Raw genomic sequence first — 25,959 nt, 5'->3', positions numbered from 1 at the left:
GCCGTTCAAACGGTTGTATGAATTTTCGCCCCGGCCCGGCCGGTGCCCTCCACAGAACAATATCGGGGCTGGCGATTCTCGGCTTCCACCCAAGCCGCCGCCCGCTTCGCGACCAGGACTCAAGGGAGACCCGCTGATGATTTTCGAAGGCAAAGCCCTTTCGGTGCGCGACGTGGAGGACGGCATCGCCGAACTTCGCTTCGACCTCCAAGGCGAATCGGTCAACAAGTTCAGCGCCATCACCCTGCGCGAATTCCGCCAGGCCGTGGATGCCCTGAAAGCCCACGCCGGCCTGCGCGGCGTCATCGTCACCAGCGGCAAGGACGTCTTCATCGTCGGCGCCGACATCACCGAATTCGTCGAGATGTTCGGTCGGCCGACCGAAGAGCTGCAGGCCGGCATCGCCGAGATCAACCGCATCTTCAACGATTTCGAAGACCTGCCGGTGCCCACCGTGGCCGCCGTGGGCGGCATCGCCCTGGGTGGCGGTTGCGAGATGACCCTGGCCGCCGACTACCGGGTGCTGAGTACCGCAGCGCGCATCGGCCTGCCGGAAGTCAAGCTGGGCATCTATCCGGGCTGGGGTGGTACCGTCCGCCTGCCGCGCCTGATCGGCAGCGACAACGCCATCGAGTGGATCGCGTCCGGCAAGGAAAACGACGCCGCCACCGCTCTCAAGGTCGGCGTGGCCGATGCCGTGGTCGCCCCCGAGCACCTGTTCGACGCCGCCCTGGACCTGGTCCGCCGCGCCGCCGCCGGCGAGCTGGACTACCGCGCCAAGCGCAAGCCCAAGCTGGAAAAGCTGCAGCTCAATGCCATCGAAGCCATGATGGCCTTCGAATCGGCCAAGGGCTTCGTCGCCAGCCAAGCCGGTCCGCACTATCCAGCACCGCTGGAAGCCATCAAGGCCATCCAGAAGTCCGCCAACTACGGCCGCGACAAGGCACTGGAAGTCGAAGGCGCCGGTTTCGCCAAGATGGCCCAGACCTCGGTCTCCGCCAGCCTGGTCGGCCTGTTCCTCAATGACCAGGCGCTCAAGCGCAAGGCCAAGGTGTTGGAGAAGCAGGCCGCGCCGGTCAAGCTGACCAGCGTGCTGGGCGCCGGCATCATGGGTGGCGGCATCGCCTACCAGTCCGCGCTCAAGGGCACCCCGATCCTGATGAAGGACATTCGCGACGAAGCCCTGGAGCTGGGGCTGAGCGAAGCCAGCAAGCTGCTCAACAAGCGCGTCGAGAAGGGCCGCCTGGAGCCGGCGAAGATGGCCGAGGCGCTCAATCGCATCCGCCCGACGCTGTCCTATGGCGACTTCAAGAGCGTCGACCTGGTGGTCGAAGCCGTGGTCGAGAATCCCAAGGTCAAGCAGGCCGTGCTGGCCGAGGTGGAAGGCCAGGTGCGCGAGGACGCCATCCTCACCTCCAACACCTCCACCATTTCCATCAGCCTGCTGGCCCAGGCGCTCAAGCGTCCGGAAAACTTCTGCGGCATGCACTTCTTCAACCCGGTGCACATGATGCCCCTGGTCGAGGTGATCCGCGGCGAGAAGACCAGCGAGAAGGCCATCGCCACCACCGTGGCCTATGCCCGCCAGATGGGCAAGAACCCCATCGTGGTCAACGACTGCCCCGGCTTCCTGGTCAATCGCATCCTCTTCCCGTACTTCGGCGGCTTCGCCGCGCTGCTGGCCCAGGGGGCCGATTTCCAGCGCGTCGACCGGCTGATGGAGAAGTTCGGCTGGCCCATGGGTCCGGCCTACCTGATGGACGTGGTCGGCATGGACACCGCCCACCACGCCCGCGACGTCATGGCCGAGGGTTTCCCCGAGCGCATGAAGGAAAGCCGCAAGACCGCGGTGGACGCCCTCTACGAAGCCCAGCGCTTCGGCCAGAAGAACGGCAAGGGCTTCTATGTCTACGAGACCGACAAGAAGGGCAAGCCGAAGAAGGTCGCCGACCCGGCCGTGGCCGAGGTGCTGGCACCGGTCACCTACGAGCAGCGTGAATTCACCGACGAGGAGATCGTCGAGCGGATGATGGTGCCGCTGTGCCTGGAAGCCGTTCGCTGCCTGGAGGACGGCATCGTCGAGAGCGCCGCCGAGGCCGACATGGGCCTGATCTACGGCATCGGCTTCCCGCCCTTCCGCGGCGGTGCGCTGCGCTACATCGACAGCCTGGGCGTGGCCGAATTCGTCGCCATGGCCGACAAGTACGCCGACCTCGGGCCGCTGTACCACCCGACCCCCAAACTCCGCGAAATGGCCGCCGCTGGCCAACGCTTCTTCGGTTGAGCCTGGAGTAAAGAAATGAGTCTGAATCCGAGAGACGTCGTCATCGTCGACTTCGCCCGCACGCCCATGGGTCGTTCCAAGGGCGGCATGCACCGCAACACCCGCGCCGAGACCCTGTCCGCGCGGCTGATCGACGCGGTCCTCTACCGCAATCCCCAGGTCAATCCGGCCGAGGTGGAAGACGTGATCTGGGGCTGCGTCAACCAGACCCTGGAGCAGGGCTGGAACATCGCCCGCATGGCGTCGCTGCTGACCCGCATCCCGCACACCAGCGGCGCCCAGACGGTGAGCCGCCTGTGCGGTTCCTCCATGAGCGCCCTGCACACCGCCGCCCAGGCGATCCAGACCGGCAACGGCGACGTCTTCGTCGTCGGCGGGGTGGAGCACATGGGTCATGTCGGCATGATGCACGGCGTCGACCCGAATCCCCAGCTGTCGCTGCACGCCGCCAAGGCCTCCGGCATGATGGGCCTGACCGCCGAGATGCTGGGCAAGATGCACGGCATCACCCGCGAGGCCCAGGACCAGTTCGGCTATCGCTCGCACCAGCTGGCCTGGAAGGCCACCCAGGAAGGCAAGTTCAAGGATGAGATCATTCCCCTGGAAGGTCACGACGAGAACGGTTTCCTCAAGGTCTTCAGCCAGGACGAGACCATCCGTCCGGAAACCACCCTCGAAGGCCTGGCGGCGCTGAAGCCGGCCTTCAACCCCAAGGGCGGTACCGTGACCGCCGGTACCTCTTCGCAGATCACCGACGGCGCCTCCTGCATGCTGGTCATGTCGGCCCAGCGCGCCCAGGACCTCGGCCTGCAGCCGCTGGCCAGGATCCGCGCCATGGCCGTGGCCGGTGTCGATCCGGCGATCATGGGCTACGGTCCGGTCCCGGCTTCGCAGAAGGCGCTCAAGCGCGCCGGTCTGACCATCGCCGACATCGATTTCATCGAACTCAACGAAGCCTTCGCGGCCCAGGCCCTGCCGGTGCTCAAGGACCTCAAGGTGCTCGACAAGATGGAGGAAAAGGTCAATCTGCACGGCGGTGCCATCGCCCTGGGTCACCCCTTCGGTTGCTCTGGCGCCAGAATTTCAGGCACGCTGTTAAATGTCATGAAACAGAATGACGGCACCTTCGGCCTGGCCACCATGTGCGTGGGTCTCGGCCAGGGCATCACCACGGTGTTCGAACGCCTGCGCTGATCCGCCGCAGCGTGCGTCATCCGACCGGGGCGCCCCCAGGGCTGCCCCGGTTTTCTTTTTTCGAGGTGGAACATGGCATTGCAGACGGGACTCTACCGGCACTACAAGGGTCAGCAGTATCGGGTACTGGGCGTGGCCCGGCATTCGGAGACCGAGGAAGAGCTGGTCATCTATCAGGCGCTGTACGGCGAATACGGACTCTGGGCCCGGCCTCTGAGCATGTTTCGCGAGAGCGTCCAGGTCGATGGCGAGCAGGTGCCGCGCTTCGCGCTGATCAGCGTCGAAGCCGATCCCTTGGGTCTGGATGCCACGCCGCAGCCTTGACCTTGCCGACATCGCCACTATATATAGCGGTGCCGCGTTGGCCGACCGCCCCCGGCGCACCAGACTGAAGACGTTCTGGTCCTCCATCCGCCGTTCCGGCGCTCGCCTTTCGCTCGCTCATCGCTTTCAAGCAGGAATCTGACTCTCCCATGGGTAAATCGCTGGTCATCGTGGAATCCCCGGCCAAGGCCAAGACCATCAACAAGTACCTGGGCAACCAGTACGTGGTGAAGTCGAGCATCGGCCACATCCGCGACCTTCCCACCAGCGGCGCCGGCACCGCCAAGGAGCCCGCCGCCAAGACGCGCAAGACCGCCGCCGAGGCGCCCGCGCTGTCACCCAAGGAAAAGGCCCGGCGCCAGCTGTTCGCCCGCATGGGTGTCGACCCCGAGCACGGCTGGAAGGCCCACTACGAGATCCTGCCCGGCAAGGAAAAGGTGATCGAGGAGCTGCGCCGCCTGGCCAAGGACGCCGACACCGTCTATCTCGCAACCGACTTGGACCGCGAAGGGGAGGCCATCGCCTGGCACCTGCGGGAAGCCATCGGTGGCGACGACTCGCGCTATAAGCGCGTGGTCTTCAACGAGATCACCAAGAAGGCCATTCAGGAAGCCTTCTCCCAGCCCGGCGAGCTGGACATCAATCGCGTCAACGCCCAGCAGGCGCGGCGCTTCCTCGACCGCGTGGTCGGCTACATGGTCTCGCCGCTGCTGTGGTCGAAGATCGCCCGTGGCCTGTCCGCCGGTCGGGTGCAGTCCGTCGCGGTCAAGCTGGTGGTGGAGCGCGAACGCGAGATCCGCGCCTTCGTCCCCGAGGAATACTGGGAGATCCATGCCGACCTGGCCACGCCGAAAAAGGCCCAGGTGCGCTTCGAAGTGGTGCGTGAGAAGGGCGAAGCCTTCAAGCCGCTGAACGAAGCCCAGGCCAAGGCCGCCCTGGCCAAGCTGGAAAAGGCCGCCTATCGCATCGCCAAGCGCGAAGACAAGCCGACCAGCAGCCGGCCCTCGGCACCTTTCATCACCTCCACCCTGCAGCAGGCGGCGAGCAATCGCCTGGGCTTCGGGGTGAAGAAGACCATGATGATGGCCCAGCGTCTCTATGAGGCCGGCTACATCACCTACATGCGTACCGACTCGACCAACCTGTCGGGCGATGCCATCGCCATGGCCCGCGGCTACATCGAGAGCGAGTTCGGCAAGCAGTACCTGCCGGAAAAGGCCAACGTCTACGGCAGCCGTGAAGGCGCCCAGGAAGCGCACGAGGCCATCCGCCCGTCCGACGTCAACGTCAAGCCCAACAGCCTGTCAGGCATGGAGCGTGACGCCGAGCGCCTGTACGAACTGATCTGGCGCCAGTTCCTGGCCTGCCAGATGCCGCCGGCCGAGTACCTGTCCACCACGGTGACCGCCGCGGCGGGTGATTTCGAGCTGCGTGCCCGCGGCCGCATTCTCAAGTTCGATGGCTACACCCGCGTCCTGCCGCAACAGAGCAAGCCGGGCGACGACGACGTCCTGCCCGAGATGAAGCAGGGCGAGGACCTCGGCCTGGTCAAGCTCGACCCGAGCCAGCATTTCACCAAGCCGCCGGCGCGCTTCTCGGAAGCCAGCCTGGTCAAGGAACTGGAGAAGCGCGGCATCGGCCGACCCTCCACCTACGCGGCCATCATTTCCACCATCCAGGATCGTGGCTACGTGACGGTGCACAACCGCCGCTTCTATGCCGAGAAGATGGGCGACATCGTCACCGATCGCCTCAACGAAAGCTTTGCCAACCTGATGGACTTCAGCTTCACCGCCAACATGGAAGGCAACCTGGACAACGTGGCCCAGGGCGAGCGGGACTGGAAGAACCTGCTCGACGAATTCTATGGCGACTTCAAGCAGAAGCTGGAGACCGCCGAGGCCGGCGAGAAGGGCATGAGGGCCAACCAGCCCACCCTGACCGACATTCCCTGCCAGGTCTGCGGCCGGCCGATGATGATCCGCACCGCCTCCACGGGGGTGTTTCTCGGCTGCTCGGGCTATGCCCTGCCGCCCAAGGAACGCTGCAAGGCCACCATCAACCTGGTGCCGGGCGACGAGATCGCCGAAGACGACGAGGGCGAATCCGAGTCCCTGGTCCTGCGCGGCAAGCACCGTTGCCCCATCTGCAGCACGGCGATGGATGCTTATCTGATCGACGAACACCGCAAGCTGCACGTCTGCGGCAACAACCCGGACTGCCCGGGCTACGAGATCGAAGAGGGCAGCTATCGCATCAAGGGCTATGAAGGCCCTTCGCTGGAATGCGACAAGTGCGGTAGCGAGATGCAGCTCAAGACCGGGCGCTTCGGCAAGTTCTTCGGCTGCACCAATCCGGCCTGCAAGAACACCCGCAAGTTGCTCAAGAACGGCGAGCCGGCCCCGCCGAAGATGGACGCCGTGCCCATGCCGGAGCTGCGCTGCGAAAAGGTCGACGACACCTATGTGCTGCGCGATGGCGCCTCGGGGCTGTTCCTGGCTGCCAGTGGCTTCCCGAAGAATCGCGAGACCCGCGCGCCGTTGGTCAGCGAATTGCTGCCCCATCGCGACGAGATCGATCCCAAGTACCATTATCTGCTCAGTGCTCCGGTGAAGGACTCTGAAGGCCGTCCGGCGGTGATCCGCTTCAGCCGCAAGACCAAGGAGCAGTACGTGCAGACCGAGGTCGAGGGCAAGCCCACCGGCTGGAAGGCCTTCTACGACGGCAAGAAGTGGCAGGTGGAAGAAAAGCGCTAGCGTCTCTAGCGCCAACTGCAGACAGGAGGCCGGCGTGAGCCGGCTCCAGGAGAAGGGCATGGCCAACGAGCGTTATACCCGCACCAACCAGAAGCTGTACTTTGCCGGTCTGGCCCTGGAAAGCTGGCGCCTGGCCCAGGCTGCGCCCGCCGCGCAAAGCCAGGGCCGGATCATGGCCGAGCGGGAAGCCTGCCTGTTTCACCTGCACGGCGCCTTGCTGGGACTCTGTCAGGAAGTGGCGGGCTTTTACCGCCACCCCACCATGGAGGCCACCTCGCTGGCCGTTCTGCTCGCTCCCGAGGCGCTCAATGAAGCGCCCAGCCCGGAAATGGGCGAGCTGATCGAGTTGGCCGGTAACCCCGAGACCTGGCTGGCGCGACTGATCGCCGAGTACCAGCGGCTGCTGCAGCCGCCCCAGGCACCCCGGCGACCCAAGCAGGATCCGACGCTGCCCTTGATCGAGGCGGTCAGCCTGGAGCCGGCCGAGCCGGAGCTGGGTCTCGAGGAGGTGGAAGCCTGGCGTGAAAGCCTCAAGCAGACGGCGCTCAGATTCCGTGGCGCCATGACCGAGTGGTAGGGTAGTTCTCACTACAATGCCATAGAGGCCGTCAGGACGATGGCCTTGCAGACCGTCGAAAAAGGCTCAGGCAAGTCAGCCTCTCAGACCCCACGCTGTTACACTGTCCGCTTAGCTGTGGAGATACTGAATGACTACTGCCTACCTGGAAATCGTTGAACTCTCCGATGGTCGCATCGTGTTGCGCCGTGCGGACGACGAGGAAGCCCTCGTTACCCTGGAGTTTTCCAGCGATGCCAAGGATTTCCTGCATGGACAGCAGATAGAGGTGGCCAAGGCCATGTTCAACCTGGGTGTGCAGATGGCCGGGCGCCTGGCCGAAGGCGATAGCCTCCAGCGCGACGATCAACCGCGCGTCCTGCACTGATTCTTTTCCAGATCCGGCATTCCGTCCTGGAATGCCGCCGCTACATCCCGTCCCGCCGCCTGCTTCCTACGCGAATCTGACGTTCAGACTCTGGCTGTTGCCCTGGGCCGCGGCACGTGCCAGCTGCTGCTTGCCCGCATCGCTCAGGTCGTGCAACCAGCTGATCACAGTATGGCTCTGCCCCTTGCGCAGCACCTCGCAGGCCAATTGCAGCGTCTTGGCAGCGCTCGGCGTCTGTAGCAGAAGCACACGCTCCGGATTCAGATGGGTGCTGCGCAACCAGGCGTTGCTGAGCAGCGACGGCGGGGTGACCAGGGTCAGCCAGCGGGCATCGTCCTTGTCGCTCAACTGGCGCAGGATGGGCGCCAGCAACTGCAGACACTGTTCCTGGCTGCCGTGCAGGGACATCTCGCTGAAGGTGTCCGGCAGTGGAGCGGCGGGCAGTTCCCGGGCCTGCTTGCCGGGCTTGGGCAGAAAGGCGGTCAGCTCCTGCAGCAGGAACTCCGGTGCCAGATCCAGCTCTTGAACCGACGAGCGCGGCGCATCGAACATCAGGGGAAATTGCATGGCGACCTCCTGGAGGCGACTCGATCAAATCCACTCGAGATCATGTACCACGGATACATGACGTCACTGTGCTCAGCCTGGTCTTGAGCGCTTTCCGGAGCGCGAACAGATACCCCCGATCAAGACTTCGGCGTAAGGCATAAAGGCGTGATAACGGCTGGCCCGAAGGCCAGCCTTAGACGTTAGCGGCGGATGACGCCAACGCTTAACCCTTCGATGGCGAATTCCTGGGTGGAAAGATCGACTTCGATAGGGGAGAACTCGGGATTTTCCGCCAGCAGAGTGACCTGGTTGCCCGAGCGCTTGAATCTCTTCACGGTGACTTCGTCGCCCACCCGGGCCACGACGATCTGGCCGTTGTGCACTTCGCGGGTCACATGGACGGCCAGCAGGTCGCCATCGAGGATGCCGACGTCTCTCATGCTCATGCCCTTGACCTTGAGCAGGTAGTCGGCACGCGGCTGAAAGAAGGCCGGGTTGATGGCGCAATTTTCCTCGACGTTCTGCTCGGCCAGGATGGGGGCGCCCGCAGCGACCCGACCGATGACCGGCAGGCTCTCGTCGGCCTTGCGCGAGGTGTCCAGACCCGGGATGCGGATGCCCCGGGAGGCGCCCGGCGTCATCTCGATGGCACCCTTGCGGGCCAGCGCCTTGAGGTGCTCCTCGGCCGCATTCGGCGATTTGAAACCAAGCTCCTGCGCGATCTCCGCGCGGGTAGGCGGAAAGCCATTGGCTTCGAGGCAACGCTTGATGAAGGCCAGGATCTCGGCTTGTCGCGGTGTCAGTTTCAGCATGATGCACGTCGCGTCGTCTAATGATGCTGTGATTATATACAGTAACTCCGGGTGGTAGGCAAGGCCGCCGACCACGACTTCGGACGACAGGCCGCGATCGTGACCAAAAGCCCGCAGAGGGTGGAAAGACGCGGCTTCCAGGCCATCAGCTGACCGCTCGCCGGCCGAACCGCGATTGACTTCGATAGCGTTTGAAACATATGTTTCAAACGGAATTCATCTACCGGGGACGGTCATGGCGCAGTCGGATACCGTGGAGCGCATTCTGGATGCGGCCGAGCAACTGTTCGCCGAGCGCGGCTTTGCCGAGACCTCGCTGCGACTCATCACCACCAGAGCCGGGGTCAACCTGGCGGCGGTCAACTATCATTTCGGTTCCAAGAAGGCGTTGATCCAGGCGGTGTTCTCGCGCTTTCTCGATCCCTTCTGCTTCAACCTGGAACGAGATCTGGATCAGTGGCAGCCCAGGAATGGCGAGGACGTGAGCCTGGAGGCTCTGCTGAATCTGCTGGTGGATCACTCCCTGGCCATCAAGCCGCGGCATGGCAATGACCTCTCGGTGTTCATGCGGCTGCTGGGCCTGGCGTTCAGCCAGAGCCAAGGGCACCTGCGCAAATACCTGGAGCAGACCTATGGCCGCGCCTTCCGCCGCTTCCTGCTGCTGGTGAATCGGGCCGTTCCCGAGATTCCGCCCCTGGAGCTGTTCTGGCGCGCCCACTTCATGCTGGGGGCGGCGGTGTTCAGCATGTCCGGCATCAAGGCGCTGCGGGCGATTGGCGAGAACGACTTCGGCGTCGATACCCACACCGACCAGGTGCTGCGGCTGATGGTGCCCTTCCTCGCCACCGGCATGCGGGCGCCCACGGCGATGCACGCACCGGAACTGGCCCAGGCCCAGTATCGGCCGCGGCGGCCGGTCGCCGTGGAGACGGCCGAGACCTACTAGGCTGCGGCATCAAGGGTGGCTGGGGTAAGCTTGCGTCCCTTTCACGGCGCCGTGCGCCGGAGCATTCGGACGAGGTACCCATGCAAGGCTCCCTGATGGTCGATATCGCTGGCACCTGGCTCACCGCCGAGGATCGCCAGCTGCTGCGTCAGCCGGAGGTGGGCGGACTGATCCTGTTCGCCCGCAACATCGAAACCCCGGGCCAGGTTCGCGAGCTATGCCGTGCCATCCGCGCCCTGCGGCCGGAACTGCTGCTGGCCGTGGACCAGGAAGGCGGTCGCGTGCAGCGCCTGCGCCGCGATGTGGTGCGGCTGCCGGCCATGGGGCAACTGGGCGGTCGCGCGGACAGCGCGGAACTGGCCCGCCTCTGCGGCTGGCTGATGGCGACCGAGATCCTGGCGGTGGGGCTGGACTTCAGCTTCGCCCCGGTGCTGGACGTCGACCATGGGCGCAGTCAGGTCATAGGCGCACGTTCGTTCGGCAAGGCCGAGCAGGTGATCGAGCTGGGTGGTGCCTTCATCGCCGGCATGGGCGACGCCGGTATGGCCGCGACCGGGAAGCATTTCCCCGGGCATGGCTGGGCCGAAGCCGATTCCCACTATGCCATTCCCACCGACGAGCGCGATCTCGATACCCTGCTGCGCACCGACCTGCGCCCCTTCCAGGCCCTGTTGCCGACCCTGGGCGCGGTGATGCCCGCTCATGTCATCTATCCCGCGGTGGATCCCCAGCCGGCCGGCTTTTCCCGGCGCTGGCTGCAGGACATCCTGCGCGGCGAACTGGATTACCAGGGCGTGATCTTCAGTGACGACCTGTCGATGGCGGGCGCCCACGTGGCGGGCGATGCCGGCCAGCGCGTCGAGGCCGCGCTCAGCGCCGGCTGCGACATGGGGCTGGTGTGCAATGACCGCGCAGCGGCCGAGCTGGCCCTGACGCGGGTGCAGCAGCTGGGCGTCTCGCCCGCGCCGCGGCTGGCCAGCATGAGGGCCCGCCGCCACGTCGATCTCGATTACCGGCAGCAACCGCAGTGGAGTCTTGCCCTGCGGCGGTTGCGCCAGGCTGACCTCATCTAAAGGACATTCCCATGACTACCTACGCCATCATCGGCGGTACCGGCCTCACCGCGCTCGCGGGTCTGGAGCTGGACCAGGCCCAGACCTTCGAGACGCCCTGGGGCGCGCCCTCGGCGCCCGTGCAGCGCGGCCACTATGCCGGGCGCCCGGTGCTGTTCCTGGCGCGCCATGGCCATCCCCATCGCATTCCGCCGCATCAGGTCAACTACCGCGCCAATCTCTGGGCGCTCAAGGAGGCCGGTGCCGAGGCCATCGTCGCTGTGAACGCCGTGGGCGGTATCCATGCCGCCATGGGCAGCGGTCATCTGTGCGTGCCCCATCAACTGGTGGACTACACCTGGGGGCGCGGCCATACCTTCTTCGAAGGGGCCGACCTCGAGCACGTCACCCACATCGACTTCAGCTTTCCCTACGATGAGCCCCTGCGGCAGCGTCTGCTCGGGGCACTGCGCAGGCTGCAGCTGCCGCACAGCGACCATGGCGTCTATGCCGCGACTCAGGGGCCGCGCCTGGAGACGGCGGGGGAGATCGTCCGGCTGGAGCGCGACGGTTGCGACATCGTTGGCATGACCGGGATGCCGGAAGCGGCCCTGGCCCGCGAATTGGGCCTGCCCTACGCCTGCCTTGCGCTGGTGGTGAATCCGGCGGCCGGCAAGGTGCAGCGGGAAATCACCATGGCCGAGATCGAAGCCGTTCTGGCCAGCGGCATCGACGAGGTGCGGCAGGTGCTGGCCGAGGTGCTGGCGGGCTGATAGCGCTCAAGCCGCTCCCGGGATCGACCGGGAGCGGCTCTTCGATCAGCTGGCGGCGGGCGTCAGGCGGTCGAACAGGGCTTCCAGGACGTTGAAGCGCTCTTCCGCCCGCTCCATGGGTACCTGGAACTTGAACAGGGTCGCGCCTTCCAGCCGGTACTTCTTCGGCTGCGCCTGGATCATCTTCACCAGCACCAGCGGATCCACCTGGGTGTCGGCGGCGAATTCCAGCCGTCCGCCCTGGGGCCCGGCATCCACCTTGACGATGCCCAGGCCTTCCGCACGCAGCTTGAGCAGCGTCAGGCGCACCAGGTTCTTGGTCGGTTCCGGCAGGAGTCCGAAGCGGTCGATCATCTCCACCTGCAATTCCTTGAGGGCGTCTTCGTCCGCCGCCGAGGCGATGCGCTTGTAGAGGATCAGCCGCGCATGGACGTCGGGCAGGTAGTCTTCCGGGATCAGCGCGGGCACGCGCATGTTGATGTCCGGACCGCCGCCCAAGGGTTGCTCCAGGTTGGGCTGCTCGCCCTTGCGGATGGCCTTGACCGCGCGCTCCAGCATTTCCATGTAGAGGGTGAAGCCGACCGCCTGGATCTGGCCGCTCTGGCCTTCGCCGAGCAGTTCGCCGGCGCCGCGGATCTCCAGGTCGTGGGTCGCCAGGATGAAGCCGGCCCCCAGGTCCTGGGCACCGGCGATGGCTTCCAGGCGCTTCTCGGCGTCCGGCGTCATGCCCTTGCGCGGCGGGGTGAGCAGATAGGCATAGGCCTGGTGGTGACTACGGCCGACCCGGCCGCGCAGCTGGTGCAGCTGGGCCAGGCCGAACTTGTCGGCGCGCTCGATGATGATGGTGTTGGCATTGGGCACGTCGATGCCGGTCTCGATGATGGTCGAGGCCACCAGCACGTTGAATCTCTTGTGGTAGAAATCGCTCATCACCTGTTCGAGATCGCGTTCGCGCATCTGTCCGTGGCCGATGCCGACGCGGGCCTCCGGCACCAGCTCGGCCAGTTCGCGGGCCCGCTTCTCGATGGTCTTGACCTCGTTGTGCAGGAAGTACACCTGGCCGCCGCGCAGCAGTTCGCGCAGCAGGGCTTCCTTGATCACCGCGTTCTGCTCCTCCATGACGAAGGTGCGCACCGAGAGACGCCGAGCCGGCGGGGTGGCGATGATGGACAGGTCACGCATGCCGGCCACGGCCATGTTCAGGGTGCGTGGGATCGGCGTGGCGGTGAGGGTGAGGATGTCCACCTCGCTGCGCAGCGACTTGAGCTGTTCCTTCTGGCGCACCCCGAAGCGGTGCTCTTCGTCGATGATGGCCAGGCCCAGGTCCTTGAACTTCACGTCGCCCTGCAACAGCTTGTGGGTGCCGATGATGATGTCGATCTTGCCCTCGGCCAGCTCGCGTGCGGCGGCGGCGACTTCCTGGGCCGACTTGAAGCGGCTCATCACCTCGACCCGTACCGGCCAGTCGGCGAAGCGATCGCGGAAGCTGTTGTAGTGCTGCTGGGCGAGGAGGGTGGTGGGTACCAGCACCGCCACCTGGCGACCACCGTGGACGGCGATGAAGGCCGCGCGCATGGCCACCTCGGTCTTGCCGAAGCCCACGTCGCCGCAGACCAGGCGATCCATGGGCGTGCCCGCCAGCATGTCCTTGTGCACCGCCTCGATGGCGGCCTGCTGGTCCGGCGTCTCCTCGAAGGGGAAGCCGGCGGAGAAGGTGGCGTAGTCCGCCGCCGGATCCTTGAAGGCATAGCCCTTGCGCGCGGCACGCCGGGCATAGATGTCGAGCAGCTCGGCAGCCACGTCGCGCACCTGTTCGGCGGCCTTGCGCTTGGCCTTCTGCCAGGTCTCGGAACCCAGCTTGTGCAGCGGCGCCAGGGCGTCGTCGGTGCCCGAGTAGCGGGCGATCAGGTGCAGGTTGGCCACCGGCACATAGAGCTTGGCGTCGTCGGCGTATTCGAGCAGCAGGAATTCCTGGGGCTGGTCGTCCAGCTCCAGGGTGATCAGGCCCATGTAGCGGCCGACGCCATGGTCGATGTGCACCACCGGCGCGCCTTCGCGCAGCTCGGTGAGGTTCTTGATGACGTTCTCGCCGGCGTCGCGACCCTTCTCGCGCCGGCGGCGCTGCATGATGCGCTGGCCGAACAGCGGATTCTCCGGAATCAGGGCGACGCCGGCGTTATCCAGCACCAGGCCTTCGTCCAGCGGCGCCAGGGCGATGGCGATGCGCTCGGCGCTGGCCTGGAAGGCTGCCCAGCCGTCGACCTGGCCAGGGCGCAGGTTCAGTCGGGCGAGCAGCTCCAGCAGCACCTCGCGGCGACCGGCGCTTTCCGCGGTGAACAGCACGCGACCGGGGAAATCGGTGATGAAGTGCTCCAGGGCCGCCAGCGGCTGGCTGGCCTTGGCGTCGATGGCCAGGTCCGGCAGGGCGCGTGCGGCGAAGCGCTCGCGGCCCACGCCGGCTTCCAGGTCGTCCGCGCCGATGACCACCCGCGGCCAGGCCTTCAGCCGGGCGAAGCAGTCTTCCACCGGCAGGAAGACATCGGCCGGCGGCAGCAGCGGCCGCTCCGGATCGATCCGGCGGTCTTCGTAGCGATTACGGACATCGGTCCAGAATTGCTCGGCGGCCTGTTCGATACCCGGCAGGGAAAACACCTGGGTGTTGGCCGGCAGATAGTCGAAGAGGGTCGAGGTCTCGTCGAAGAACAGCGGCAGGTAGTACTCGATGCCTGCCGGGGTGATGCCGCTGGCCAGATCCTGATAGATGGGGCAGCGGCGATAGTCCACGTCGAATCTTTCGCGGAATCGCGCACGAAAACCGGTCACCGCCTCTTTATGCAGCGGGAATTCCCGCGCCGGCAGGAGACGGATGCTGTCGACCTTGTCGATGGATCTCTGCGTCTCCGGATCGAAGGTGCGCAGCGTCTCGATCTCGTCGTCGAACAGGTCGATCCGGTAAGGCAGGTTGCTGCCCATGGGAAAGAGATCGATCAGGGCGCCGCGCACGGCGAATTCGCCGTGTTCGTACACCGTATCCACATATCTATAGCCGGCCGCTTCCAGGCGCGCGCGGGTGGCTTCCACGTCCAGCCGCTGGCCGACGTCCAGCACCAGGCTGCTGCCGAGCAGGAAGCGCGTGGGCGCCAGGCGGTGTAGGGCAGTCGCCAGAGGGACTACCAAAATGCCGTGGGACAGCTCCGGCAGCCGATAAAGGGTGGCGACACGCTGGGAGATGATGTCCTGGTGGGGCGAGAAGACATCGTAGGGTAGCGTCTCCCAATCGGGAAAATTCAGTACCGGAAGTTCAGGGGCGAAGAAGCGCAGTTCCTGCTCCAGGCGATCAGCGGTCTGGCTGTCCTGGGTGATCAGCAGGGTGAAGCGGCGGGTCGCGGCCTTGGCGGCTTCAGCGATGGCGAGGGCTAGCGCGGCGCCGGGCAGATTGCCCCACTGCTGGCGGCCGGCGGTTTCAGGAATTGACGGGGTACGCAAAACTGACACGCGGGCGGAACTCCGGTGGATTTCGGGAGGGTTGGGATTGTAACGACCGGGCTTTCACGCTGTCAGTGCAGCGACGCGCGTAGATTGCCTGGGACAGGCAGCGCGGTCATAATGTAGTTCCTTTTTTCAGCTCCTACATAGGGAAGGATTTGTCGTGAGTCAGAAGCCTGAGCAGTGCCTTGAAGAATGGATCGATCGCGAAGCGCTCGCCGAGGCCATGATTCCCCTGATTGGTCAGCTGTACCGTAACAACAATGTTGTGACCTCCATTTACGGTCGCGGTTTGGTCAACCGTTCGGTGATCTCCATTCTCAAGGCCCACCGGTTCGCTCGCCAGATCGACAACGTCGAGCTGTCCGTGCAGGACACCTACCCGCTGGTGAAGGCCCTGAGCGAGCTGGAACTGGGCGCCGCCTCCATCGACCTCGCTCGTCTGAGCCTGAAATTCAAGGCCGAAGGCGCCGGTCGCGACCTCAAGGACTTCCTGCGCAGCGAGCTGTCCGCCGTGGTCGGCAAGCAGGGCGTCGAGCAGCGCAAGGGCAAGGACGTCGTCCTCTACGGCTTCGGTCGCATCGGTCGCCTGCTGGCGCGCATCCTCATCGAGCACCAGGGTAGCGGCGACGGCCTGCGCCTGCGCGCCATCGTCGTGCGCAAGGGCGCCGACAACGATCTGGTCAAGCGTGCCAGCCTGCTGCGTCGCGACTCCGTGCACGGTTCCTTCGACGGCACCATCACCGTCGACGAAGCCAACAGCACCCTGTGTGCCAACGGCACCCTGATCAAGGTGATCTACTCTAACGATCCCACCACCGTCGACTACACCCAGTACGGCATCCAGGATGCCATCGTGGTCGACAACACCGGCAAGTGGCGCGATGCCGAAGGCCTGGGCCAGCACCTCAAGTGCAAGGGCGTCTCCCGCGTGGTGCTGACCGCACCCGGCAAGGGCAGCCTGAAGAACATCGTGCATGGCATCAACCATGACACCATTACCGCCGAAGACACCATCGTCACCGCGGCCTCCTGCACCACCAACGCCATCGTGCCGATCCTGAAGGCGGTCAACGACAAGTACGGCATCGTCAACGGTCACGTCGAGACCGTGCATTCGTACACCAACGACCAGAACCTGATCGACAACTTCCACAAGGGCGATCGCCGTGGCCGCAGCGCCGCGCTGAACATGGTCATCACCGAGACCGGCGCCGCCAAGGCCGTGGCCAAGGCGCTGCCGGAACTGGCTGGCAAGCTGACCGGCAACGCCATCCGCGTGCCGACGCCCAACGTCTCCATGGCGATCCTCAACCTGAACCTGGAAAACGCCACCAGCAAGGACGAGATCAACGAGTACCTGCGCGAGATGGCGCTGCACTCGCCGCTGCACAAGCAGATCGACTTCGTGAACTCGCCGGAAGTGGTGTCCAGCGACTTCGTCGGCTCCCGCCATGCGGGTGTGGTCGATGCCGGTGCCACCATCGTCAGCGACAACCGTGTCGTCCTCTACGTCTGGTACGACAACGAGTTCGGCTACAGCTGCCAGGTCGTGCGGGTGCTGGAAGAGATGGCGGGCGTCAATCCGCCGGCCTTCCCGGCCTGAGTCTTGCATCCTAGGCAAGGCTGACTTGCAAGAAAAAACGGGAGCCCGCGTGGCTCCCGTTTTCGTTTTGACCGGGTTTTGCGCCACAATAGCGACCCGTGACAAGAGGTCGCAGCCCCCTGGGGCGATCTCGCGCCGGATCCGACCTCTCGCGAGGCGGTCCGGCTCCAGCCGTCGCCTGCGGACGGCTAACCTTCTGAGGAGAAAGCATGGCGGTCTATAGCTACGACGTGGTGGTACTGGGTTCGGGACCGGCAGGCGAGGGTGCGGCGATGAACGCCGCCAAGAATGGCCGTCGCGTGGCGGTGGTGGACAATCGCCAGGTGGTCGGCGGCAACTGCACCCACCTGGGCACCATTCCTTCCAAGGCGCTGCGTCATTCGGTCAAGCAGATCATCCAGTTCAACACCAACGAGATGTTCCGCTCCATCGGCGAGCCGCGCTGGTTCTCCTTTCCCGACGTGCTGCGCAGCGCCGAGCGGGTGATTGCCCGCCAGGTGTCGTCCCGCACCAGCTACTACGCGCGCAATCGCGTCGACCTGTTCTTCGGTACCGCCAGCTTCGCCGACGAGAACACCATCGAGATCGTCAACCTGCGTGGCGATCTGGAGCGCCTGGTGGCCAAGCAGGTCGTCATCGCCACCGGCTCGCGACCCTATCGCCCGGTGGACGTGGACTTCAGCCATCCGCGCATCTACGACAGTGACACCATCCTGTCGCTGACCCATACCCCGCGCCGGCTGATCATCTATGGCGCCGGGGTGATCGGCAGCGAGTACGCCTCCATCTTCAGCGGCCTCGGCGTGCTGGTGGACCTGATCGACAACCGCGACCAGCTGCTCAGCTTCCTCGACGACGAGATCTCCGACGCCCTGAGCTATCACCTGCAGAACAACAATGTGCTCATTCGTCACAATGAGGAATACGAGCGCATCGAAGGCCAGGAAAACGGCGTCGTCCTGCACCTGAAGTCCGGCAAGAAGCTGCGCGCCGATGCCCTGCTGTGGTGTAACGGCCGGACCGGCAACACCGACCAGCTGGGCCTGCAGAACGTGGGCATCTCGGTCAATAGCCGGGGCCAGGTCACCGTCGACGAGAACTACCGGACCTCGGTCGCCAACATCTATGCGGCGGGCGACGTCATCGGCTGGCCAAGCCTGGCCAGTGCCGCCTACGACCAGGGGCGTTCGGCCTCGGACAATATCCTGCATGACAACAACGGGCGGGTGGTCAACGACATTCCCACCGGCATTTACACCATTCCCGAGATCAGTTCGCTGGGCAAGACCGAGCGCGAGCTGACCCAGGAGCGGGTGCCCTACGAGGTCGGCAAGGCCTTCTTCAAGAGCATGGCGCGGGCGCAGATCTCCGGCGAACCGGTGGGCATGCTGAAGATCCTCTTCCACCGCGAGACCCTGCAGGTGCTGGGCGTGCACTGCTTCGGCGACCAGGCCTCGGAGATCCTGCACATCGGCCAGGCGATCATGAACCAGGAAGGCGAGGCGAACAGCATCCGCTATTTCGTCAACACCACCTTCAATTACCCGACCATGGCCGAGGCCTACCGGGTAGCGGCCTTCGATGGCTTGAATCGGTTGTTTTGAGTCGGCCCAGGTTGAGCGGACGGAGGCGAATGTCCGCTCGGCTAGCCCCCTCTCCCCTCGGGAGAGGGCTGGGGTGAGGGGGCCTCCCTGTAGCAGCCTCCAGTGGAAAAGGCTGCGCCGTTTTCCACGCTACGGAGTCGGCTCGCATCACGGCCCAGGCGGTCCGCCGCTGCGGCCGCTCCTACGGGTGTTTGCCTAGAGGTAGGAGCGCTGTCTTTATCGCGGCCATGGGCCGCTCCTACGATTACACCGAGCCTGTGGGAGCGGCCCATGGCCGCGATCAGTGAAGCATCAGAGTCCCGCAGAGGCGTCCGCAGCGACGGCCCCCATGGCCGCGACTGCTCGGGCAGGCAGGAGCCTACCCCAGCGTCCGCCGCGCCAGGCTCGGAAAATCCGTGATCAGGCTGTCCGCGCCGAAGTCGGCCAGGCGGCGCATCAGGCTGGCGTCGTTCACCGTCCAGACCGAGACGTGCAGGCCCTGGCGCTGAGCCTTGAGCAGCCGCTCCGGGGTGCACAGCGTCCAGTTTAGCGCCAGCAGGTGGCAGTCGTAGTGAGAGGCCACCTTGAGCGGATCCAGCCAGGCGTATTCCGCCACCAGTCCACGCGCCAGCTGTGGGGTGTCACGCTGCAGGGCGCGCAGGACTTCGCGCGAGGAGCTGGTCACAGTCACCTTGTCCTGCAGGCCGAATTCCTCGACCAGCTGGGCGATGGCCCTCACGGTCTGCGCCGCCCGCACTCGCGAGGCGCTCTTCACCTCCAGCTGCCAGTGTTCGAAGGAACACTTCTCGAACAGCTCGCGCAGGGTCGGGATGGGGCAGGGGCGCGGCCACACCGGCCCCCCCTGGCGGGCATCCAGGGCGATTAGATCGGCGACCGCCTTTTCGCTGACCTTGCCGCCACGACCGGTGGTGCGTTTCAGGGTCGGGTCGTGGATCACCACCAGCTCGCCGTCCCGGGAGAGGTGCAGGTCCAGCTCGCAGCGCGTGACGCCCAGTTCCAGGCACAGCTCGAAACCAGCCAGGGTGTTTTCCGGGGCTTCGCCGCGGGCGCCGCGGTGTCCGTAAATAAGGGTCATGAGGGCTCCTTGGCGCTAGGGTGAGGGGACCGGGCGCCGCGGTTCGCGTACCGCGTCCAGCACCCGGTCGTTTTCGAAATAGACGCTGAAATCTCTGTAGTCCCAGCGGCGGATGGGCGGCCGACCGACCGGCGGGTGCTCCTGATCGGGCAGGCCGAAGCGTTCCAGGACCTGGCTGCGGCTGTCGCCGCGCAGGGGTAGCGGGGTACTGCCATCGCCCTGCTGGCCCAGCGGGATCTGCAGGGTCTCGGCCCAGCCGGGCAGGGCGGCGCCGAGCAGCAGGAGCGCCAGCCAGGGGCGTTTCACGCCTCGTCTCCGCGGTCGGCGCGGCGCACCCGGGCCTGCTGGCGCAGGACGTGGCGCGCCAGCAGCTGGCGCTGGGCGTCTTCCAGGTCGATGAAACTGGTGCCGATCTCGTATCCGCCCTTGACGGCCTGGCAACCGGTCACCTCGGCCAGCACCTGCAGGCCCAGGCCCTGGGGTGGCAGCGCCATGCGCAGGTCGAGGCGGGTGCCCAGGGCATAGGGCTCGGCATCGACGAAGGCCAGGCCGCCTTCGGACAGCACCACGTCGCGGGTGGCGCCGCTGTCGTGCAGGAGATTCCAGGTAAAGGCCTGGCCGAGCAGGTCCAGGCGCTTGTGCACCAGGCGCAGGCAGGCGGTGACGGCGCGGTCGCGCTCGTCCAGATTGCGCAGCAGGTGACGGGATTCGAATTCCAGCTGATGCAGTTCGCTCAGGAGTGCGAACAGCGGCGCGGTCTCGCCGGGGACCCCGTCGGCAGGGCTGATTTGCAGTGCGATACGGTCGGTGATGCGATAGTATTCCCGCCGTTCACGCGCGTCTGGGGTGGTCATGTCGGGCCGCTCCGTGGGTGATGGCCCCGAGTGTAGCCGGCGAGCCGGCACGGTGTCGCCGTCCAACCCGCAGGGCGCCTACGTCTTTCCGCCGTGCAAGCGAGCCTATGTTCAGACCCCTGCCGATCTACCTTGGCCTGCGTTACGTCCGCGCCAAGCGCCGCAACCATTTCGTCTCCTTCATCTCGCTCACCTCCATGATCGGCCTGGCCCTCGGCGTGGTCGTGATGATCGTGGTGCTGTCGGTCATGAACGGCTTCGACCGCGAGATGCGCGATCGCGTCCTCGGCATGATTCCCCATGCGACGGTGGAGTCCTACCAGCCGGTCAACGACTGGCGCAGCGTGCGCGAATTGGCGCTGCAGAACAGCCAGGTGGCCGCGGTGGCGCCCTTCACCCAGTTGCAGGGCATGCTGGCCCACGACAAGGCGGTGCAGACGGTATTGCTCAACGCCATCGATCCGGCCGAGGAGCCCAAGGTCTCGATCATCCCCAGCTTCATGCGCGAGGGCCGGCTCGACGACCTCAAGCCGGGCGAATTCGGCATCATCATCGGCTCCCTGGCCGCCGAGAAACTGGGCGTCAAGGTCGGCGACAAGCTCACCTATATCGCCCCGGAAGTGGCCGTGACCCCGGCCGGCATGTTTCCGCGCATGAAGAGATTCACTGTGGTGGGCATCTTCAGCGTTGGCGCCGGTGAGCTGGACGGCTCGGTGGGCCTGATCGACATCGAGGACGCCGCACGGCTGCAGCGCTGGCCGGCGAACGCGGTACAGGGCGTGCGCCTCAAGCTGCACGACCTGTTCCAGGCGCCGGACGTGTCCTGGAACATCGCTCGCCAGCTGCCGGGCAACGACTGGTACGCCCGCGACTGGACCCGCACCCACGGCAATCTCTACCAGGCCATCGGCATGGAAAAGACCATGATCGGCCTGCTCCTGCTGCTGATCGTCGCCGTGGCCGCCTTCAACATCGTCTCCACCCTGGTGATGGTGGTGACCGACAAGAAATCCGACATCGCCATCCTGCGCACCCTGGGCGCCACGCCCCGGCAGATCATGGCGGTGTTCATGGTCCAGGGGACCTTCATCGGCGTCATCGGCACCGCCATCGGCTGCCTGCTGGGCGTGCTCGCCGCGCTCAACGTCAGCGCCGCCCTGGCCTGGGTGCAGCGGGTCACCGGGCACCAGTTCCTCAACGCCGAGGTGTACTTCATCGACTACCTGCCGGCGCAGCTGCAGCTGCACGACGTCCTGCTGGTCTGCGGCGCGTCCTTTGCCCTGAGCTTCCTGGCCACGCTCTATCCCTCCTGGAGCGCCGCCCGTACCCAACCCGCCGAGGCCCTGCGTTATGAATGATCGAGCCGTTTTACGTTGCCAGGACCTGGGCAAGCGCTACGAGGAAGGCCCCCAGACCGTCGAGGTGCTGAGCAACGTCCAGCTGACCCTGCAACCGGGCGAGCGGGTGTCCATCGTCGGCAGTTCGGGGTCGGGCAAGACCACCCTGTTGAACCTGCTCGGCGGCCTGGATACTCCCAGCAGCGGCAGTGTCTGGCTCGACGGCGAGGAGCTGTCGGCGCTCAACGAGAAGGCCCGCGGCCTCCTGCGCAATCGCGCCATGGGCTTCGTCTACCAGTTCCACCACCTGCTGCCCGAATTCAGCGCCCTGGAAAACGTCTGCATGCCTCTGCTGATCGGCAAGGCCTCCATCGGCGAGGCCCGCGAGCGCGCCGCCAAGCTGCTGGAGCGGGTCGGTCTCGGCCATCGCCTGGGCCACAAGCCGGCCGAGCTGTCCGGTGGCGAGCGCCAGCGCGTGGCCATCGCCCGGGCGCTGGTCAACCAGCCCAAGCTGGTGCTGCTCGACGAACCCACCGGCAACCTCGACCAGCACACCGCCCATGGCATCCAGGATCTGATGCTGGAGCTGTCCACCTCGCTGCGCACCGCCTTCCTGGTGGTGACCCACGACCAGGTGCTGGCTGGCCAGATGGACCGGATGCTGCGCCTGGACGAAGGCCATCTGGTCGATGCCACGCCGGCCCGGCAGGTCTGAGGTCGCCATGTTCAGACCGCTTTCGCTGTTCATCGGCCTGAGATACACCCGCGCCAAGCGGCGCAAGTCGTTCATCTCCTTCTTTTCGCTGGTCTCCATGTTCGGCCTGGCACTGGGCGTGCTGGCCATGATCCTGGTGCTGTCGGTGATGAACGGCTTCCAGGAGGAAATGCGTGGCCGCATCCTCGGCATGGTGCCCCATGCCTTCATCAGCGCGGCCCAGCCGCTGGACGACTGGCGCCCGCTGGCGGCCAAGGCCGAGCAGCAGCCCCATGTGCTGGCGGCGGTGCCCTATACCCAGTTGCAGGGCATGCTCTCGGTACGAGGGCGCATGCAGCCGCTGCTGGTAGACGGTATAGATCCGGCCCAGGAAAAACGTGTGTCCATCGTCGGCGAGCGCATGACCCAGGGCAGTCTTGACGCCCTCAAGCCCGGCGAATTCGGCATCGTGCTGGGCGAGATCGCCGCGCGGCGCTTCCAGCTGGAACTGGGCAGCCAGGTCACGGTGATCATCCCCGAGGTCGGCGCCACCGGCAGCATCACCCCGCGGCTGCGGCGCTTCACCGTGGTCGGCACCTTCAAGGTCGGCGCCGAGCTGGATGCCTCCCTGGCGCTGATCAACGTCGCCGATGCCGCGCCGCTCAAGGGCTGGCAGCCGGGCCAGGTGGAAAGCATCCGCCTGGCGCTGGACGATCTGTTCCAGGCGCCGCGCATTTCCCGCGACGTGGCCAAGGCCCTCGGCGACGGCTACCAGGCGCGCGACTGGACGATCTCCCAGGGCAGCCTGTTCCAGGCGATGCAGATGGAAAAGACCATGATCGGTCTGCTGCTCTTGCTGATCGTCGCCGTGGCCGCCTTCAACATCATCGCCACCCTGATCATGGTGGTGGCCGACAAGAAGGCCGACATCGCCATCCTGCGCACCCTGGGCGCCACGCCCGGGCAGATCATGGCGGTGTTCATGGTGCAGGGTACGGTGATCGGCTTGGTCGGCACCCTGATCGGCGGCGTGCTGGGCGTCATCGCGGCGCTCAACGTCAGCAGCTGGATCGCCGCCCTGGAGCGCCTGGTCGGCCACAAGCTGTTTGGCGGCGACATGTACTTCATCAGCAACCTGCCGTCGCGGCTGGAGCTGGAAGATGTGGTGCTGATCGCCGTGGCCGCCCTGAGCATGAGTTTCCTGGCAACCCTCTATCCCGCCTGGCGCGCCTCGCGCACCTCACCGGCCGAAGCCCTCCGCTACGACTGATCTCCTGCCGGGCCAGGGGGCGCCATGCCCCTGGTCCTGTGGCGTCCAAACTGCTCTAATCCGCGCTTCTGAAGCCCTTTCGGCTCTCCATGGATGGAGTCCTGATGCGCGCCGCTCTGCTGTCCTTTGCCCTGGGCGTGCTGCTCCTGCGCGCCTTCGCCACGCTGCCGTCGCTACCGCTGCTGGCGGCCCTCGCGGCCGTGGCCCTGGCACTGCTGTTCACCCGCTTCCTGGCGCTCGGTGCCCTCGGGCTGGGTCTGGCCTGGGCGCTGCTCAATGGCCACTGGGCGCTGGACGATCGCCTGGATCCGGCGCTGGAACAGCGGGTGCTGTGGATCGACGGCCAGATCAGCGGGCTGCCCACGGTGGACGCCGATTCGGTGAGTTTCGTGCTCGCCGGGGCGACCAGCCGCCGCGCGCTTGAGCTGCCGGCGCGGATCCGCCTGAGCTGGCACGGCGGGCCGCGCCCGCTGGCCGGCGAACGCTGGCGCCTGGCCGCGGAGTTGCGCGGCCCGGCGGGCCTGGTCAACCCCCTCGGCCAGGACCGCGAAGCCTGGCTGCTGGCCCAGGGCATAGGCGCCACCGGCAGCGTCAAGGATGGCCAGCGCCTGGCCGCCGCCAGTGGCCTGGCGACCTGGCGCGACGGTATCCGGCAATACCTGCAGAGGCGCGATCCGGCCGGGCAGGGTGGGCTGCTCGCCGCCCTGGTGGTGGGCGACGGCTCGGGCATCACCGATGCCCAGTGGCAGCTGTTCCAGGACACCGGCACCGTGCACCTGATGGTCATCTCCGGGCAGCACATCGGCCTGATCGCCCTGGGCGTCTACGCCGGAGTGGTCCTCCTGGCGCGGCATGGCTGCTGGCCGCGCCGGCTGCCCTGGCGCCTGTCCGCGGCGGTGCTGACCATCGCCACCGCGCTGGGCTACGGACTGCTTGCCGGCTTCGAGGTGCCGGTGCAGCGGGCCTGCGTCATGGTCACCCTGGGCCTGGTCTGGCAACTCGGGCGCCAGCAGGTGCGGCTGGCGGATGCCGTGCTGCTGGCCCTGGTGCTGGTGCTGGCCGCCAATCCGCTGGTCAGTCTGCTGCCCGGCTTCTGGCTGTCCTTTGGCGCCGTGCTGTTGCTGCTGTGGAGCTTTGCTGGCCGCCTGGGCCGCCTGCCCTGGTGGCTCACCCTCGGACGCGCCCAGTGGTGCATGGCCGTGGGCCTGGCGCCGCTGCTGCTGGCGCTGGGCCTGCCCCTGAGTCTGAGCGGCCCGCTGGCCAATGCCCTGGCCGTGCCGCTGATGGACCTGGCCATCGTGCCCCTGGCCCTGGCGGGGACGCTGCTGTCCCTGCTCTGGTCGCCGCTGGGAACTCCGGCCTTGCTGCTGGCGGGTGGCCTGCTGCAGGGCCTGCTCTGGCTGCTGGGCGGCTTGGCGCACCTGGGGGCGGCCTGGCAACCGGTATTGGCACCCACCTGGGCCCTATGGCTGGCGGGGCTGGGCGCGCTGCTGGCCCTGCTGCCCGCGGGGGTGCCGCTGCGAGTCTTCGGCGCGCTGCTGATGCTGCCGGGGCTGTTTCCCCCGCCACCGCTACCCGCGGAGGGCCTGGCACGGATCACCGTGCTGGACGTGGGGCAGGGCCTGGCGGTGCTGGTGCGCACCCGCGAGCATGCGCTGCTCTATGATGCCGGTCCGCGCCAGGGCAGCTACGACAGCGGCGCCCGGGTCGTCCTGCCCAACCTGAAGGCCTTCGGCATCGGCAGCCTGGACGTCATGCTGCTCAGTCACGCCGATGCCGACCACGCCGGTGGTGCGCCGGCCGTGGCCAGGGGACTGCCGCCAGGACAGGTACTCAGTGGCGAGGCGGCTCGCCTCACGCCGGAACTGCACGCCCGGGACTGCACGGATGGGGCCGAGTGGCGCTGGAACGAGGTCGCCTTCACCACCTGGTGGCACCCCGCGGCGGATTCCAACGCTTCCTCCTGCGTGCTCAGCGTCGTGGCGAGGGGCGAGCGCCTGTTGCTGACCGGCGACATCGACGCCCGCCGTGAAGCCGAACTGCTGGCCAGCGGTGTGCCCGTGGCGGCGGAATGGCTGATCGCTCCGCACCACGGCAGTCGCAGCGGCTCCAGCGCCGCCTTCATCGACGCCGTCCAGCCACGTGGTGTGCTCATCTCTCGGGGGCTGAACAATCGCTATGGCCATCCCCATCCCCAGGTACTGGCGCGCTATCGCGAGCGCGGCGTGCTGCCCTACGACACCGCCGAGCGGGGCGCCCTGAGCTGGACCCTGGGTCGCTGGGAAGTACCAAGCGGGCAACGCCAGGTGCGGCATTGGTGGCGGATAAGCCCGCCGACACCCTGATAGCCTATTCAAAGGCTGCTGCGCGTCGGCCAAACCGCGTTGAAAAGACCTTCG

The 25,959-nt window shown here is 66.3% G+C and carries 21 protein-coding genes; 15 read left to right on the top strand and 6 right to left on the bottom strand.

Annotated features, from left to right (window positions below):
* The first annotated feature begins 136 nt into the window (after positions 1–136).
* The 6 genes from fadB to PSK12I2_RS0110605 all read left to right on the top strand — a co-directional run bounded on the left by fadB (position 137) and on the right by PSK12I2_RS0110605 (position 7,502).
* The gene (fadB, locus tag PSK12I2_RS0110630) at positions 137–2,284 is read left to right on the top strand and encodes a fatty acid oxidation complex subunit alpha FadB (protein ID WP_027598372.1); all 2,148 of its coding nucleotides are present in this window, start codon (positions 137–139) and stop codon (positions 2,282–2,284) included.
* Positions 2,285–2,299: 15 nt separating this feature from the next.
* Entirely contained in the window at positions 2,300–3,478 is a 1,179-nt protein-coding gene (fadA, locus tag PSK12I2_RS0110625) for an acetyl-CoA C-acyltransferase FadA (RefSeq protein WP_027598371.1), read from the top strand.
* A gap of 72 nt (positions 3,479–3,550) precedes the next feature.
* A complete protein-coding gene (locus tag PSK12I2_RS0110620; protein ID WP_027598370.1) occupies positions 3,551–3,802 on the top strand; it encodes a DUF1653 domain-containing protein in 252 nt (83 codons plus the stop codon).
* A gap of 149 nt (positions 3,803–3,951) precedes the next feature.
* Entirely contained in the window at positions 3,952–6,558 is a 2,607-nt protein-coding gene (gene topA, locus PSK12I2_RS0110615; protein ID WP_027598369.1) for a type I DNA topoisomerase, read from the top strand.
* Positions 6,559–6,616: 58 nt separating this feature from the next.
* Complete coding sequence (locus PSK12I2_RS0110610; protein ID WP_007162386.1) at positions 6,617–7,135, top strand: DUF6586 family protein; 519 nt, start codon at positions 6,617–6,619, stop codon at positions 7,133–7,135.
* Positions 7,136–7,265: 130 nt separating this feature from the next.
* A complete protein-coding gene (locus PSK12I2_RS0110605; protein ID WP_007162387.1) occupies positions 7,266–7,502 on the top strand; it encodes a hypothetical protein in 237 nt (78 codons plus the stop codon).
* A gap of 66 nt (positions 7,503–7,568) precedes the next feature.
* On the opposite strand, the gene sulA is transcribed toward PSK12I2_RS0110605, so the two are convergent.
* Both sulA and lexA read right to left on the bottom strand, forming a co-directional pair.
* Complete coding sequence (gene sulA, locus PSK12I2_RS0110600; protein ID WP_027598368.1) at positions 7,569–8,069, bottom strand: SOS-induced cell division inhibitor SulA; 501 nt, start codon at positions 8,067–8,069, stop codon at positions 7,569–7,571.
* A 182-nt stretch (positions 8,070–8,251) separates the two neighbouring features.
* Positions 8,252–8,863: a transcriptional repressor LexA gene (lexA, locus tag PSK12I2_RS0110595; RefSeq protein WP_007162389.1), complete on the bottom strand. Its 612-nt coding sequence runs from the start codon at positions 8,861–8,863 to the stop codon at positions 8,252–8,254.
* Positions 8,864–9,098: 235 nt separating this feature from the next.
* Here lexA and PSK12I2_RS0110590 point away from each other — a divergent pair, with 235 nt between their 5' ends.
* The 3 genes from PSK12I2_RS0110590 (at position 9,099) to PSK12I2_RS0110580 (ending at position 11,634) form a co-directional block, all read left to right on the top strand.
* Positions 9,099–9,809 carry a TetR/AcrR family transcriptional regulator gene (locus PSK12I2_RS0110590; RefSeq protein ID WP_027598367.1) on the top strand — a complete coding sequence of 237 codons (711 nt, stop codon included), beginning with the start codon at positions 9,099–9,101 and terminating at the stop codon, positions 9,807–9,809.
* An 80-nt stretch (positions 9,810–9,889) separates the two neighbouring features.
* Positions 9,890–10,882 carry a beta-N-acetylhexosaminidase gene (gene nagZ / locus PSK12I2_RS0110585; protein ID WP_027598366.1) on the top strand — a complete coding sequence of 331 codons (993 nt, stop codon included), beginning with the start codon at positions 9,890–9,892 and terminating at the stop codon, positions 10,880–10,882.
* 11 nt (positions 10,883–10,893) lie between these two features.
* Positions 10,894–11,634: an S-methyl-5'-thioinosine phosphorylase gene (locus PSK12I2_RS0110580; RefSeq protein WP_027598365.1), complete on the top strand. Its 741-nt coding sequence runs from the start codon at positions 10,894–10,896 to the stop codon at positions 11,632–11,634.
* A 45-nt stretch (positions 11,635–11,679) separates the two neighbouring features.
* On the opposite strand, the gene mfd is transcribed toward PSK12I2_RS0110580, so the two are convergent.
* On the bottom strand, positions 11,680–15,129 hold the full coding sequence (gene mfd, locus PSK12I2_RS0110575) for a transcription-repair coupling factor (RefSeq protein WP_027598364.1): 3,450 nt from the start codon (positions 15,127–15,129) through the stop codon (positions 11,680–11,682).
* A 154-nt stretch (positions 15,130–15,283) separates the two neighbouring features.
* On the opposite strand from mfd, the gene PSK12I2_RS0110570 reads away from it, so the two are divergent.
* Together PSK12I2_RS0110570 and sthA are read left to right on the top strand one after the other, a co-directional pair.
* Positions 15,284–16,726 (top strand): glyceraldehyde-3-phosphate dehydrogenase, encoded by a 1,443-nt coding sequence (locus PSK12I2_RS0110570; protein WP_007162394.1) that lies wholly within the window; start codon positions 15,284–15,286, stop codon positions 16,724–16,726.
* Between the two features lie 209 nt (positions 16,727–16,935).
* Positions 16,936–18,330 carry a Si-specific NAD(P)(+) transhydrogenase gene (sthA, locus tag PSK12I2_RS0110565; RefSeq protein WP_027598363.1) on the top strand — a complete coding sequence of 465 codons (1,395 nt, stop codon included), beginning with the start codon at positions 16,936–16,938 and terminating at the stop codon, positions 18,328–18,330.
* Between the two features lie 358 nt (positions 18,331–18,688).
* Here the strand turns inward: sthA and PSK12I2_RS0110560 are convergent, their stop codons facing one another.
* From PSK12I2_RS0110560 to PSK12I2_RS0110550, 3 genes are read right to left on the bottom strand one after another with little or no spacing between them, the layout of a single operon-like run.
* Entirely contained in the window at positions 18,689–19,405 is a 717-nt protein-coding gene (locus PSK12I2_RS0110560; protein WP_027598362.1) for a glycerophosphodiester phosphodiesterase, read from the bottom strand.
* Positions 19,406–19,420: 15 nt separating this feature from the next.
* Positions 19,421–19,711, bottom strand: a complete 291-nt coding sequence (locus PSK12I2_RS0110555; protein WP_027598361.1) for a phosphodiesterase — start codon at positions 19,709–19,711, stop codon at positions 19,421–19,423.
* Complete coding sequence (locus PSK12I2_RS0110550; protein WP_027598360.1) at positions 19,708–20,259, bottom strand: PilZ domain-containing protein; 552 nt, start codon at positions 20,257–20,259, stop codon at positions 19,708–19,710. Before PSK12I2_RS0110550 ends, PSK12I2_RS0110555 begins: the two co-directional genes overlap by 4 nt.
* Positions 20,260–20,366: 107 nt before the next feature.
* Here PSK12I2_RS0110550 and PSK12I2_RS0110545 point away from each other — a divergent pair, with 107 nt between their 5' ends.
* From PSK12I2_RS0110545 to PSK12I2_RS0110530, 4 genes are all read left to right on the top strand, one after another.
* The gene (locus tag PSK12I2_RS0110545; RefSeq protein ID WP_027598359.1) at positions 20,367–21,617 is read left to right on the top strand and encodes a lipoprotein-releasing ABC transporter permease subunit; all 1,251 of its coding nucleotides are present in this window, start codon (positions 20,367–20,369) and stop codon (positions 21,615–21,617) included.
* Positions 21,610–22,311: a lipoprotein-releasing ABC transporter ATP-binding protein LolD gene (gene lolD / locus PSK12I2_RS0110540; protein WP_026083696.1), complete on the top strand. Its 702-nt coding sequence runs from the start codon at positions 21,610–21,612 to the stop codon at positions 22,309–22,311. The genes PSK12I2_RS0110545 and lolD overlap by 8 nt, the downstream gene beginning before the upstream one ends.
* Positions 22,312–22,318: 7 nt before the next feature.
* Entirely contained in the window at positions 22,319–23,560 is a 1,242-nt protein-coding gene (locus tag PSK12I2_RS0110535; protein ID WP_027598358.1) for a lipoprotein-releasing ABC transporter permease subunit, read from the top strand.
* Positions 23,561–23,664: 104 nt separating this feature from the next.
* On the top strand, positions 23,665–25,905 hold the full coding sequence (locus PSK12I2_RS0110530) for a DNA internalization-related competence protein ComEC/Rec2 (protein ID WP_027598357.1): 2,241 nt from the start codon (positions 23,665–23,667) through the stop codon (positions 25,903–25,905).
* The last annotated feature ends 54 nt before the right edge of the window (positions 25,906–25,959 follow it).

The organism is Pseudomonas sp. MOIL14HWK12:I2, assembly GCF_000510745.1.
In the GTDB taxonomy this organism is placed as follows: domain Bacteria; phylum Pseudomonadota; class Gammaproteobacteria; order Pseudomonadales; family Pseudomonadaceae; genus Chryseomonas; species Chryseomonas oryzihabitans.
The sequence above is the reverse complement of the archived record's forward strand: the minus strand, read 5'-3'. Positions and strand labels throughout refer to the sequence as shown.